At 75.1% G+C, this 12,371-nt stretch carries 11 protein-coding genes; 5 read left to right on the top strand and 6 right to left on the bottom strand.

Features of this window, described 5'->3' with window-relative positions; translation table 11 throughout:
* Positions 1-129 precede the first annotated feature (129 nt).
* Positions 130-1,329, bottom strand: a complete 1,200-nt coding sequence (locus ACQP12_RS10940; protein WP_433287167.1) for an FAD-dependent monooxygenase — start codon at positions 1,327-1,329, stop codon at positions 130-132.
* Positions 1,330-1,473: 144 nt separating this feature from the next.
* On the opposite strand from ACQP12_RS10940, the gene ACQP12_RS10935 reads away from it, so the two are divergent.
* Positions 1,474-2,403 (top strand): GntR family transcriptional regulator, encoded by a 930-nt coding sequence (locus ACQP12_RS10935; RefSeq protein WP_433287165.1) that lies wholly within the window; start codon positions 1,474-1,476, stop codon positions 2,401-2,403.
* Here the strand turns inward: ACQP12_RS10935 and ACQP12_RS10930 are convergent.
* From ACQP12_RS10930 to ACQP12_RS10920, 3 genes are read right to left on the bottom strand one after another with little or no spacing between them, the layout of a single operon-like run.
* A complete protein-coding gene (locus ACQP12_RS10930) occupies positions 2,387-3,463 on the bottom strand; it encodes an alcohol dehydrogenase catalytic domain-containing protein (RefSeq protein WP_433287163.1) in 1,077 nt (358 codons plus the stop codon). The genes ACQP12_RS10935 and ACQP12_RS10930 overlap by 17 nt on opposite strands.
* A complete protein-coding gene (locus tag ACQP12_RS10925) occupies positions 3,460-4,902 on the bottom strand; it encodes an aldehyde dehydrogenase family protein (RefSeq protein WP_433287161.1) in 1,443 nt (480 codons plus the stop codon). Before ACQP12_RS10925 ends, ACQP12_RS10930 begins: the two co-directional genes overlap by 4 nt.
* 44 nt (positions 4,903-4,946) lie before the next feature.
* Positions 4,947-5,600: a TetR/AcrR family transcriptional regulator gene (locus ACQP12_RS10920; RefSeq protein ID WP_357946151.1), complete on the bottom strand. Its 654-nt coding sequence runs from the start codon at positions 5,598-5,600 to the stop codon at positions 4,947-4,949.
* 236 nt (positions 5,601-5,836) lie between these two features.
* On the opposite strand from ACQP12_RS10920, the gene ACQP12_RS10915 reads away from it, so the two are divergent.
* Entirely contained in the window at positions 5,837-7,009 is a 1,173-nt protein-coding gene (locus ACQP12_RS10915) for an acyl-CoA dehydrogenase family protein (RefSeq protein WP_433287159.1), read from the top strand.
* 52 nt (positions 7,010-7,061) lie between these two features.
* Here the strand turns inward: ACQP12_RS10915 and ACQP12_RS10910 are convergent, their stop codons facing one another.
* Positions 7,062-8,099 (bottom strand): aminotransferase class V-fold PLP-dependent enzyme, encoded by a 1,038-nt coding sequence (locus ACQP12_RS10910; RefSeq protein ID WP_433287157.1) that lies wholly within the window; start codon positions 8,097-8,099, stop codon positions 7,062-7,064.
* 296 nt (positions 8,100-8,395) lie between these two features.
* The gene (locus ACQP12_RS10905) at positions 8,396-9,790 is read right to left on the bottom strand and encodes a cation:dicarboxylate symporter family transporter (RefSeq protein WP_433287155.1); all 1,395 of its coding nucleotides are present in this window, start codon (positions 9,788-9,790) and stop codon (positions 8,396-8,398) included.
* A gap of 134 nt (positions 9,791-9,924) precedes the next feature.
* Here ACQP12_RS10905 and ACQP12_RS10900 point away from each other — a divergent pair, with 134 nt between their 5' ends.
* From ACQP12_RS10900 to ACQP12_RS10890, 3 genes are read left to right on the top strand one after another with little or no spacing between them, the layout of a single operon-like run.
* On the top strand, positions 9,925-11,511 hold the full coding sequence (locus tag ACQP12_RS10900; protein ID WP_433287153.1) for an ATP-binding protein: 1,587 nt from the start codon (positions 9,925-9,927) through the stop codon (positions 11,509-11,511).
* Positions 11,508-12,188, top strand: coding sequence for a response regulator (locus tag ACQP12_RS10895; protein ID WP_357946165.1), 681 nt, complete (start codon positions 11,508-11,510; stop codon positions 12,186-12,188). Before ACQP12_RS10900 ends, ACQP12_RS10895 begins: the two co-directional genes overlap by 4 nt.
* A gap of 8 nt (positions 12,189-12,196) precedes the next feature.
* Positions 12,197-12,370, top strand: coding sequence for a hypothetical protein (locus ACQP12_RS10890; protein ID WP_433287151.1), 174 nt, complete (start codon positions 12,197-12,199; stop codon positions 12,368-12,370).
* Position 12,371 lies beyond the last annotated feature (1 nt).

The raw sequence follows: 12,371 nt of genomic DNA, 5'->3' as shown, positions 1-12,371 counted from the left end.
GCGGAGTCGAGCCATGTCGATCCTCCACACATTCACCCCCGATGGGACGGGCCCGCTCCCCATAGGGGGCGGGCCCGTCCGCCGAGATCGCGACTGATCGGCGGGCGTCGACATGTGGTGGCGCCACCGTCACCGGGCGGCCGCGTACTCCGGCAGGTCGATCCCGTCGGCCTTGCTGAAGAAGAGCCGGGTGGCGAGCCCGCGCAGCGGGCGGGAGGTCATGGCCCGCATCGACGCGTCGCGCATCCGGATCGCGGCGCGGCTGGCCGGCAGGAAACCGGAGATGCCGCCGCCCGGGATCTCCTGGCTGCGCGTCACGTGCGGGCGCAGCAGCTCCTCGTAGCGGCGGTAGGCCACCGCGTGGTCGCCCCGCCCCGCCGCCAGCTCGCCGGCCAGCAGGTACGCGCCGACCAGCGCGAGGCTGGTGCCCTGCCCGGTGAGCGGGGACGGGCACCAGGCGGCGTCGCCGAGCAGCGCCACCCGCCCGGCGCTCCACGAGTCCATCCGCACCTGGCCGTACCGGTCGAAGTAGAAGTCGCCGGCGGCCGGGGCGGCGGCCAGCAGGTCGGCGGCGCGCCACCCGACGTCGGCGAAGCGCTCGGCGAGCAGCCGTTGCTGGGCGGCCGGGTCCCGCCGGTCCACGTCGAGTTCGCCGGAGCGGAAGCTGAAGAACGCGGCGGTCCGGCCGTCCCGGGTCGGGCGGGTGCCGACGACCCGGCCGCCCGGAGCGTTGTGCAGCAGGAACCACCCGGTCTCGTCCCGGTACGGGGTGGAGAAGTAGGCCAGGTACGCGCCGAGCGGCCGGACGTACGCCGACTCGGGGCCGAACGCGAGCGCCCGGGTGCGGGAGTGCGAGCCGTCCGCGCCGACCACCAGGTCGACGGTGCGCGGGGCGGAGCGGGCGAAGGTGAGCCGCACCCCGTCCCCGGTCTGGTCCAGCGTCTCGATCGAGTCGTCGAAGACGTACTCGACGTCGTCGCGGGTCGCCTCGTGGAGCAGCCGGGCCAGGTCGCCGCGCTCGATTTCGATGTCGGCGACGATGCCCTCCCCGCCGAAGGCGTGCACCGGCAGCCGGGCGCGCGTCTTCCCCCGCTCGTCGACGTACGCCATGCCCTGCTCCCGGACGGTCTCGGCCCGGATCCGGGCGGTCAGCCCCATCCGGTCGACCACCTCGCGGGCGGTCCCCCGCACGTCGACCGCCTGCCCGCCGGGACGCAGCCCGGGGGCCTGTTCCACCACGGTCACGGCGAAGCCGTGCCGGCGCAGCCAGAAGGCGAGGGCCGGGCCGGCCACGCCGGCGCCGGAGATGAGCACGGTTTTGTCGTTCATGGTGTTCTCCTGAGATCGCGCGTACACCGTCCATCAGGTGCGGGTAGGACGCTAGGGTCCGGGCGCCTCAGGCGCTTCCCGTGACCTAGTACGCTGCCCGTTCCGGGGCATCCCGCCGGGCGGGTGTACTAGTACGCTGCCGGCATGTCGCAGCACGGTCAGGGCCAGGAGCCGCCGTACCGGCGGATCGCGGCGGAGATCCGCCGCCGCATCGACCTGGGCGAGCTGCGGCCCGGCGACCGGGTGCCCTCGACCCGCCAGCTCACCCGCGAGCACGGGGTGGCCATCGCCACCGCGACCCGGGTGCTCGCCCTGCTCCGCGCCGAGGGGCTGGTGCTGACCCGGCCGGGCGCCGGCACCGTCGTCGCGGAGCCACGGCGGGAGTCGGGGCGGGCGGAGCCGGAGTTGAGCCGGGAGCGGGTGCTGCGCACGGCGGTCGCGCTGGCGGACGAGGGCGGCCTGGCCGCGGTGTCCATGCGCCAGATCGCCGCCGAGCTGGGCGTGGCCACCATGTCGCTCTACCGGCACGTGCGCGGCCGCGACGAGCTGATCCTGGCGATGGCCGACGCGGTGCTGGCCGACGCCCCGCTGCCGGCCACCGAGCCGGCGGGCTGGCGCGCCCGGCTGGATCTGCTCGCCCGGGCGCAGTGGGCCGTCTACCGGCGGCACCCCTGGGTGCCGCACGTCATCTCGATCGCCCGGCCGCAGCCGCTGCCGCACGGCATGGCGCACACCGACATGGCCCTGCGGGCCACCACCGGGCTGGGCCTGGACCGGCAGGTGCGCTGGCACGTGGCGATCACCCTGATGGCCTACGTGAAGGGCATCGCGACCAACCTGGAGATGGGCGCGCAGGCGGTGCAGGACACCGGCCTCACCCACGACCAGTGGGTCGACCGGCAGCAGGCCATGTTCCAGCAGGTGATGGCCGGTGGCGGGCTGGCCACCATGGACGCCCTGACCAGTGGCGGCGTCGAGCTGGACCTGGAGACGGTCTTCGACTTCGGCCTGCGCCGGCTGCTCGACGGCTTCGCCGCGCTGATCGGGGGCGACGGCGTCAGTCCGGGAAGGTGACCACCCAGCGGGCGCCCTCGCCCCGGGCCAGCCGGTCCAGCGCCGCGGGCGCCTCCTCCAGCCCGATGGCGCCGCTGACCAGCGGAGCCAGGTCCAGGGTGCCGCCGGCGAGCGCACCGGCCAGCTCCGGCACCTCCCGGTCCGGGTCGGAGGAGCCGTAGACCGAGGAGCGCAGGGTGCGGGCCGAGTGGAAGATGTCCAACGACGACAGGCTGAGCAGGTCGTCCTTGCCGCCCATGCCGACCACGGTAACCGCTCCCCCGCGCCGGGTCGACCGCCAGGCGGCCCGGATGGTGACGGACCGGCCGACGCACTCGAAGGCGTGGTCGACGCCCCTCCCCTCGGTGCGCGCCCGGACCTCCTTGGCGAGGGTGTCGTCGGAGCGGAGGAAGTCGGTGGCGCCCGCGGCGAGGGCGAGATCCCGCTTCGCCTCGGCCACGTCGACGGCGAGGATCGGGCCCGCGCCCGCCTGCCTGGCGGCGGTGAGCACGGCCAGGCCGACCCCGCCGAGGCCGATCACCGCGACCGACTCGCCGGGGGCGACCCGGGCGGTGTTGCGGACGGCGCCGGTGCCGGTGAGCACGGCGCAGCCGAGCAGCGCGGCCTGCTCCGGCGGCAGGCCGGCCGGGACCGCGATGGCGGCCCGCTCGGGCACCACCACCTCCTCGGCGAGCGCGCCGAGCCCCAGGGTGACGTGGAGCGGGCCGCCGTCGGCGGTCTCGCCCCGGGCCACCGAGGCCCCGGTGTTGGCGGTGCAGAGCCAGGGCTCGCCGTGCCGGCAGTGCCAGCAGGCGCGGCAGGCGGGGGCCCAGTTGAGCACCACGGGCGTGCCCACGGCCAGCCGGGTGCCGGGGCCGGCCTCGGCCACCACGCCGGTCGCCTCGTGCCCGAGCACCAGCGGGTACGCGGGCGCCACCGTGCCGTCCACCATGGCCAGGTCGGAGTGGCAGATGCCGGCGGCCCGGATGCGGACCCGCAGCTCGCCGGGGCCGGGGTCGGGCAGGCGTACCTCCTCGACGGCCGGGGTGGCGCCCCGGCCGCGGACCACGAGCGCCCTCACCGCTGGATCGCCTTCAGCTCGGTGAACTCCTCGATGCCGTAGCCACCCAGCTCGCGGCCGAGGCCGGACTGCTTGTAGCCGCCGAACGGGGCGAGCGGGTTGAACGCGCCGCCGTTGACGTCCACCTGGCCGGTGCGCAGCCGCCGGGCCACGCCGAGCGCCGCCTCCTCGTCGGCGGACCAGACCGCGCCGGCCAGCCCGTACCGGGAGTTGTTGGCGATGGCGACCGCCTCGTCGGTGTCGGCGAACGGGATGACCGCGAGCACCGGGCCGAAGACCTCCTCCTGGGCGAGCGCGCTGTCCGGGTCCACGTCGGCGAAGACGGTGGGCGCGACGAAGTGCCCGCGCGGCGGCAGCGGCGCGTCCGGGCCGCCGGCGACGAGCCGGGCGCCGTCGGCGAGGGCCCGGTCGACGTGCCCGCGTACCCGCTCGGCCTGGGCGGCGGAGACCAGCGGGCCGAGCCGGGTGGCCGGGTCGAACGGGTCGCCCAGCCGGTATCCGGCCACGGCCGCCGCCAGCAGGTCCAGCGCCTCGGCGTAGCGATCGCGGTGGACCAGCATGCGGGTCCAGGCGGTGCAGGTCTGGCCCGAGTTGAGCAGGGCGTTGCCGACACCGACCTTCACGGCGGTGGGCAGGTCGGCGTCGGCGAGGATCACGTTGGCGGACTTGCCGCCGAGTTCGAGGGCGACCCGGGCGATCCGGTCGGCGGCCAGGTGGGCGATCCGCCGGCCGGTGGCCGTGGAGCCGGTGAACGAGACCAGGTCGACGTCGGGGTGGGCGGCCAGGGCCTCGCCGACCACCGGCCCGGTGCCCGGCACCAGGTTGACCACCCCGGGTGGCAGCCCGGCCTCGGCGACCGCGTCGAACAGCAGGTACGCGGTGAGCGGGGTCAGCTCGCTGGGCTTGAGCACCACCGTGCAGCCGGCGGCGAGGGCCGGCGCCACCTTGGCGACCACCTGGTGCAGCGGATAGTTCCACGGGGTGATCGCGCCGACCACACCGACCGGCTCGCGGACCACGAGGGAGTTGCCGACGGTCCGCTCGGCCGGCGGTCGGCCGGCCAGGTCGACCATGCCGCGCAGCACGGTCAGCGGCAGGCCGGCCTGCACCCGGGTGGCGAGCTTGAGCGGCGTGCCCAGTTCGAGGGCGACGGTGCGGGCGATGTCGTCGGCGCGGGCGGCGAGCGCGGTGTGCAGCCGGTCGAGGTGGGCGGCCCGCTCGGCGGGGGCGGTGGCGGCCCACCCGGGGAACGCGGCCCGGGCGGCGGCCACGGCGCGGTCGACGTCGGCCGGGGTGCCGGCGGGGACCTGCCCGACGACGTCGCCGGTGGCCGGGTTCTCCACCGGGATGGTCCCGCCGTCCGCCGGGTCGACCCAGTCACCGGCGACGTGCAGATGGCGGCGGACCAGCAGGGCGGGGGGCGCGTCGGCGAGATCCATGGCGTCCCTTCGGGGGCGGGAAACTAGCAGTGGGAGTTTTGACGCTACCCCGGACCGGTTCCGGGTTCCAGGGGGGTCACGGTCCGGGCGTACTCGGCGGCGAGGCCGTGCAGCAACGCGTCGAGGCCGAGGATGAACGCGCCCTCGTCGACGCTGCGCTGGTGGCCGCGCAGCCGGTGCGCCTGGTTGAGGTGCGGGTGGGCCGCGTACAGCTCCGGGTCCTCGACGAAGCCGCGGGCGAACGAGCCGAGCGCCGAGCCGGCCACGAAGTAGCGCATCGCGGCCCCGATGTGGGTGGCCCGGGCCGGCGGCCAGCCCGCCCGGACCAGGCCGCCGTAGACGGCGTCGGCCATGGCCAGCGCGGCCGGCCGGCGACCCGGCCCCTGCGCCAGATAGGGGACGATGTTCGGGTGGACGGCCAGGGCCTGCCGGTAGGACCGGGCCCAGCGGCGTAACGCCTCGACCCAGTCGTACCGGTCGAAGACGGTGACGTCGACGGACGCCGTGACGCTGTCGGCCACCGCGTCGAGGATCTCGTCCTTGGTGGCGAAGTGGTTGTAGAGCGAGGGGCCCTGCACGTTGAGCGCGGCGGCCAGCCGGCGGGTGGAGAGCGCGCCGAGGCCGTCGGCGTCGATCAGCGCGAGCGCGGTCTCGACGATCCGGTCCCGGCTGAGCAGGGCCTGGCGGGGACGGGGCACCTCAGGCCGCCCACGCCGGGCCGTCGCCTCCGCCGCGCGCCCCTCGCCGGTCGAATCCCGCCACGCCGCCTCCCCCGTCGGAACACCTGCTCACGCACCCTAACCGGGGCAGGGCCGCGGAGCCTCACCGCGACGGCGGGAAGAGGGGTCTGGACGGATGAAAACTTACACCGCTAGTTTAAGAGCGACCGCCGCCGCCCGCGGCGGACCGTCGCCACGCCGACCGAGGGAGCATCGTGGACTTCGCACTGTCCGACGAGGAACGGGCCGTCCGGGACACCGTGCGCGCCTTCGTCACCCGCGACGTGCTGCCGCTGGAGCAGGAGGTGCTGCGCCGCGAGCGCGCCCACCAGCCCGGCCTGGACCGCTCCGAGCTGCGCGAGTTGCAGCTCAAGGCGAAGAAGTTCGGCTTCTGGGGCCTGGCCACCCCCGAGGAGTACGGCGGGATGGACCTGCCCGCGGTGCTCCAGTCGCTGATCTGGACCGAGCTGGGCCGCTCCTTCGTGCCGTTCCGCTTCGGCGGCGAGGCGGACAACATCCTGTTCCACGCCAGCGAGGAGCAGAAGCGGGAGTTCCTCCTCCCCACCATCGAGGGGGAACGGATCTCCTGCTTCGCGATCACCGAGCCGGGCGCCGGCTCGGACGCGGCGAACATCAAGCTGCGCGCCCGCCGGGACGGCGACGACTGGGTCCTCGACGGCGAGAAGACGTTCATCACCAACGGCAACGACGCCGACTTCGCCATCGTGGTGGCGGTGACCGACCCGGCGAAGGGCGCCCGCAACGGCGGCGCGACCGCGTTCCTGGTGGACCGGGCGATGGGCTGGCGGTCGGAGTTCATCCAGACCATGGGCGAGGGCGGGCCGGCGTCGCTGATCTTCGACGGCGTACGCGTGCCGCACCGCAACATCCTCGGCGAGGTCGGCCAGGGCTTCACGCTCGGCATGGAGTGGATCGGCAAGGGCCGCTACACCATCCCGTCGCACGCCATCGGCATCGCCGAGCGGGCCCTGCAGATGGCGATCGACCACGCCAACACCCGGGAGACCTTCGGCGCGAAGATCGGCACCAACCAGGCGATCCAGTGGATGATCGCCGACTCGGAGACCGAGCTGGAGGCGGCCCGGTGGCTGGTGCTCAGGTCGGCGTGGACGGTCGACCAGGGCCTTGACCCCCGGCACGCCTCGTCGATGGGCAAGCTCTACGGCGCCGGCATGGTCAACCGGGTGGTCGACCGGGTGCTCCAGATCCACGGCGGCATGGGCTACACCCGGGAGCTGCCGATCGAGCGCTGGTACCGCCAGGTCCGGCTGTACCGGATCTTCGAGGGCACCGACGAGATGCAGCGGCTCATCATCTCCCGGGACCTGCTGCGCGGCTACACGAAGATCGGCGGCCACCTGGCCTGAGCCGGCGGTGGCTCCCGCCCGGTCCCGGGGCGGGAGCCACCGCCACCTCGCCTCAGCCGGTCAGCGCCGTCAGGGCCAGGTCGACGTCCTCCTCGGTGGTGTAGAGGTGGAACGCGGCCCGGACCCGCCCGGCGCGGACCGCCGCCCGCACCCCGGCCCGGGCCAGTTTCTCCTGCGCGCCCGGCACCTCGACGGCGACGATCGCGCTGTCGCCGGGCGGGCGGCCCAGCCCGGCCAGGAACCGGTTGGCCAGCGCCACGTCGTGGGCGTGCACGGCGGGCAACCCGATCTCGGCGAGCAGTTCCAGGGCGGGGGCCGCGCCCACGTAGCTGAACCAGGCCGGCGAGATGTCGAAGCGCCGCGCGTCGTCGGCCAGCCGCAGCGGGGGGCCGTAGTAGGAGGAGTGCGGGTCGGCGCCCGCGTACCAGCCGGCGGCGTCGGGCCGCAGCCGCTCCCGCAGCGCCGGGGCCAGGTAGCCGAAGGCCGCGCCGCGCGGCGCCATCAACCACTTGTACGCGGCCACCGCCACCACGTCGGCCAGCCCCGCGTCGAACGGCAGCCACCCGGCGGCCTGGGTGGCGTCGACCGCGACGAGGGCGCCGTGCGCCCGGGCCGCCGCGACGATCGTCTCGTACGGGGCCACGGCGCCGTCGGCGGACTGCACGAGGCTGAACGCGACCAGGTCGGTGTCGCTGTCGATCGCGTCGACCAGGCCGGCGAGCGGCACGGTCCGGACCCGGACACCCCGCTCCTGCTGCACCAGCCACGGGAACAGGTTGGAGGTGAACTCCACCTCCGGGGCGACCACCGTGGCGCCGGCCGGCAGCGCGGCGGCCACCGGCGCGAGCAGTTGCGAGGCCGTGCTGCCGATGGTCACGTCCGTCGGGGCCACACCGACCAGCCGGGCGAACGCGGCGCGGGCCCGCTCGGCGGCGACACCCCAGCCCTCCCAGGAGATCCGGCCCACCCGCCAGTCGGCCAGGGCGTCCTGCAACGCCTGCCAGGCCGGCTCGGGCGGCAGCCCGTAACTGGCGGTGTTCAGCCAACCGGGCTCCGGCTGCCACAGCTTCTGCGCCTGCTCCACATCCATGCCACCGACGCTAACGATCACCGCCGGCCACCGGGACGGCCAATCCCCGCCTCGTGGTCCCCGCCGACACGCCGGTCCGGCCCGCCGCCATGCCGGCCCGACCTCGCCGACCATGCCGGGTCCGGGTCACTCTGGCCCGGGTCACGCCGGCCCGGGTCACGCCGGCCCGGGTCACGCCGGCCCGGGTCACGCCGGTCCAGGTCACGCCGGTCCAGGTCACGTCGGTCCGGGCCCGCCGCGCCCGCCGACCGGGCCCGCCCGACGGGGGGTCCGGCGGGCCGGGCTCGGCGGTCGGGTCAGGCCGGTGCGTCGGCCGGGGTGGCCGGTCGCGGCGCCGGGACCGGCTCGGGGGCGTCGTCAGCCGCCTCGTCGTCGAGCATGGTGGCCTCGTCGAACGGGCGCTGCCCGCTGAGCACGGCGCGGGCCTGCGCCCGGTCGAACTCGCCGGTCCAGGTGCCGACCAGCACGGTGGCCACCGCGTTGCCGGCGAAGTTGGTCAGCGCCCGGGCCTCGGACATGAACCGGTCGATGCCGACGATCAACCCGACGCCGTCGACCAGGTCCGGGCGGTGCGACTGGAGGCCGCCGGCCAGGGTGGCCAGGCCGGCGCCGGTCACGCCGGCCGCGCCCTTCGAGGCGATGATCATGAAGGCCAGCAGGCCGATCTGCTCGCCGATCGCCATGGGCTTGCCCAGCGCGTCGGCGATGAACAGCGCGGCCATCGTCAGGTAGATGGCGGTGCCGTCGAGGTTGAAGGAGTAGCCGGTCGGCACGGTGATGCCGACGACCGGCTTGCTGACGCCGAAGTGCTCCATCTTGGCGATCAGCCGGGGCAGCGCCGACTCCGACGACGAGGTGGACAGGATCAGCAGGAACTCCCGGCCCAGGTAACGCAGCAGGGAGAAGATCGAGACACCGGACACCAGCCGCAGCAGGGTGCCGAGCACCACGATCACGAAGATCAGGCAGGTGGCGTAGAAGCCGAGCATGATCTGGGCCAGGCTGGTCAGGGCGTCCACGCCGGTCGCGCCGACCACCGCGGCGATCGCGCCGAAGGCGCCGATCGGAGCCACCCACATGATCATCGCCAGCACCTTGAAGACGAGGCGCTGGATCACCTCCACGGCGCGCAGCACCGGCTCACCGCGCCGGCCCATGGCCTGGACGGCGAAGCCGACCAGCAGGGCCACGAGCAGGGTCTGGAGCACCGAGCCCTCGGTCAGCGCGGAGAACAGCGAGGTCGGGATGACGCCGAGCAGGAACTCGACGGTGTCGCCGCTCTCGCCGCCGGCGGCGGACTTGCCCGCGTCGGCCACCTCCGGGCCGAGGTTCAGGCCCGAGCCCGGATGCACGATGTTGCCGACCACGAGGCCGATGGCCAGCGCCACCGTCGACATGAGCAGGAAGTAGCCGAGCGCGAGCCCGCCGACCTTGCCGACCCGGGCCGCCTGCCGGACGGACCCGACGCCGAGGACGATCGTGCAGAAGATGACCGGGCTGATCATCATCTTGATCAGGTTCACGAAGCCGGTGCCCAGTGGCTTGAGCTCCTTGCCGACCTCGGGCGCGGCGAGGCCGACCGCGATGCCGGCGAGGACGGCCACGATGACCGCCAGGTAGAGGTACCGGGTCCGGTCCCGGCGGGCGGGCCGGGCGGCGTCGGGGGTGGATGTGGTGGTGGTGGTGTCCATGCCGACAATGTGACGCCCGTCTCAGCGCAGGGCACGGTTGCGTTCATTCTGTTCACCCCCGCGGCTCGCGGCCGAAACCGGACCGGGCGGGTGCGCCAGACTTGCGGGACGACCGGGGCGGGAGGAGGGGATCGGTGGCCCGACGGCAGTGGAGCATCGCGGGGCAGCTCTTCGCCCTCCAGGCGGTGGTGGTGACGCTGCTCGTGCTGGCCGGGGCGGCCGGCGCCGTCTGGCTGGCCCGCAGCGACTCCCAGCAGGCCGCGAAGGACGAGGTGCTGGCCGTGGCGCAGGCCGTCGCCGGCTCCCCCAACGTCCGCGCGGCCCTCACGACCGCCGACCCGCCGGCCACCCTCCAGCCGTACGCGGAGGCCACCCGGGTGGCCACCGGAACGGACTTCGTGGTGGTGATGGCCCCGGACCGGACCCGCTACTCGCACCCGAGCCCCGAGCTCATCGGGCAGCCGTTCATCGGCGACATCGGCCCGGCGCTCTCCGGCGAGCCGTTCACCGTCACCAACGTCGGCACGCTGGGCGAGTCGGTGCGCGCGGTCGTCCCCGTGTACGACGACCAGCACCGCATCATCGGGCTGGTCTCGGTGGGCATCACCACCCGGGCGATCAACCGGAAGCTGCTCGCCCAGGTGCCGGTGCTGCTCGGCGCCGCCGCACCCGCCCTGGCCCTGGCGGCCACCGGGTCCTGGCTGCTCAGCCGCCGGCTGCGCCGGCAGACGCACGGCCTCGGGCCGGGCGAGATGACCCGGATGTACGAGTACTACGACGCGGTCCTGCACTCCGTCCGCGAGGGGCTGCTGGTGCTGACCCGGGACCGCCGGGTGGCGCTGGTCAACGACGAGGGCCGCCGCCTGCTGGGGCTGGCCGACGACGCGGCCGTGACCGACCGGCCGGTCAGCGGGATCGACCTGCCGCCCGCGGTGGCCGAGCTGCTCGCCTCCGGCCGGGACGCGCACGACGAGCCGGTCCTGGCCGGCGACCGGGTGCTGGTGGCCAACCAGCGGACCACCCGCTTCGAGGGCGCCGTGCTCGGCACCGTGCTGACCCTGCGCGACCAGACCGAGCTGCGCAACCTCGCGAGCGAGCTGGACTCGGTCCGCGCCCTCACCGAGGCGCTGCAGGCGCAGACTCACGAGTCGGCGAACCGGCTGCACACCGTGCTCACCCTGGTGGAGCTGGGCCGCACCGACGAGGCGGTCCGCCTGGGCACCCGCGACCTGGCGCTCGCCCAGCAGCTCACCGACCGGGTGGTCGGTGCGGTGACCGAACCCGCGCTGGCCGCCCTGCTGCTCGGCAAGTCGGCGCAGGCCGGCGAGCGCGGCGTGGACCTCGTGGTCGAGCCGGACTGCCGGCTCGACGACAGCCCGCTGCCCAGCACCGACCTGCTCACCGTGGTCGGCAACCTGGTCGACAACGCCCTCGAGGCGGTCGCCGGCGCCCCGCCGCCGCGCCGGGTCCGGGTCTTCGTCGGCACGGTCGACGACGAGCTGGTGGTCCGGGTCGGCGACAGCGGCCCCGGGCTGGACCCGGACCGGGTGGCGGACGCGTTCCGGCGCGGCTGGTCCACCAAGAGCGCCGGCCGGGGCCTCGGCCTGGCGCTGGTCGGGCAGGTGGTCCGCCGGCACGGCGGCGCCGCGGAGGTGGCCCGCACCGACGACGGGGAGACCCTGTTCACCGTCCGGCTGCCGATCCCGCGGGTGGCCCGATGAGCGACGTCCGGGTGCTGGTGGTCGAGGACGAGCCGCTGCTGGCCGAGGCGCACAAGGCGTACACCGAACGGGTTCCGGGCTTCGTGGTGGTCGGCGTGGCGCACACCGCGCGGGACGCGATGGCGGCGCTGCGCCAGCGCGGCGGCACGGACGTGGACCTGGTCCTGCTCGACTTCCGCCTGCCCGACCTGCACGGCCTGGACGTGTGCCGGGCCCTGCGGGCGGCCGGCAGCAGCGTCGACGTGCTGGCGGTGACCTCGGCGCGGGACCTCGCCGTGGTCCGCACCGCGGTGTCCCTCGGGGTGACCCACTACCTGCTCAAGCCGTTCACCTTCGCCGCGTTCCGCGACAAGCTGGAGCGGTACGCCGAGTACCGGCGGCAGGCCCTCGCCGACGGCGAGGTGGGCGCCCAGCACGAGGTGGACCGGATGTTCGCCACCCTGCGCGGGGCGACCCGGCACACCCTGCCCAAGGGCCTGGACGAGCAGACCCTGCACACCGTGCTGGCCGCCCTGGGCGACGGCGGCCTGTCCGCCACCGAGGTCGGCCGGCGCACCGGGATCTCCCGGGTGACCGCCCGGCGCTACCTGGAGTACCTGGTCTCCGCCGATCGCGCGGTCCGCGCCCCCCGTTACGGGACGCCGGGCCGCCCCGAGGTGGAGTACCGGCCGACCTGACGACAGGGGTGGATCGGGCGGCCCTGGCGGTGCGGGACCGGCAGGAGTCGGCCTTCTACGGCAGCGACGCCTGGCGCGACGGCCCCCGCGACGCGATCCTGTCGCGCATCGAGAGCTACCACACCGTGGTGCTGGAGACCTCCGACGCCGCCGCCGACGTGCTGGGCGGCCACCGGCCCTGAG

This window comes from Micromonospora sp. CA-244673, assembly GCF_050948395.1.
Classification (GTDB): domain Bacteria; phylum Actinomycetota; class Actinomycetes; order Mycobacteriales; family Micromonosporaceae; genus Micromonospora.
This window is presented reverse-complemented; position numbering and strand designations above follow the sequence as displayed.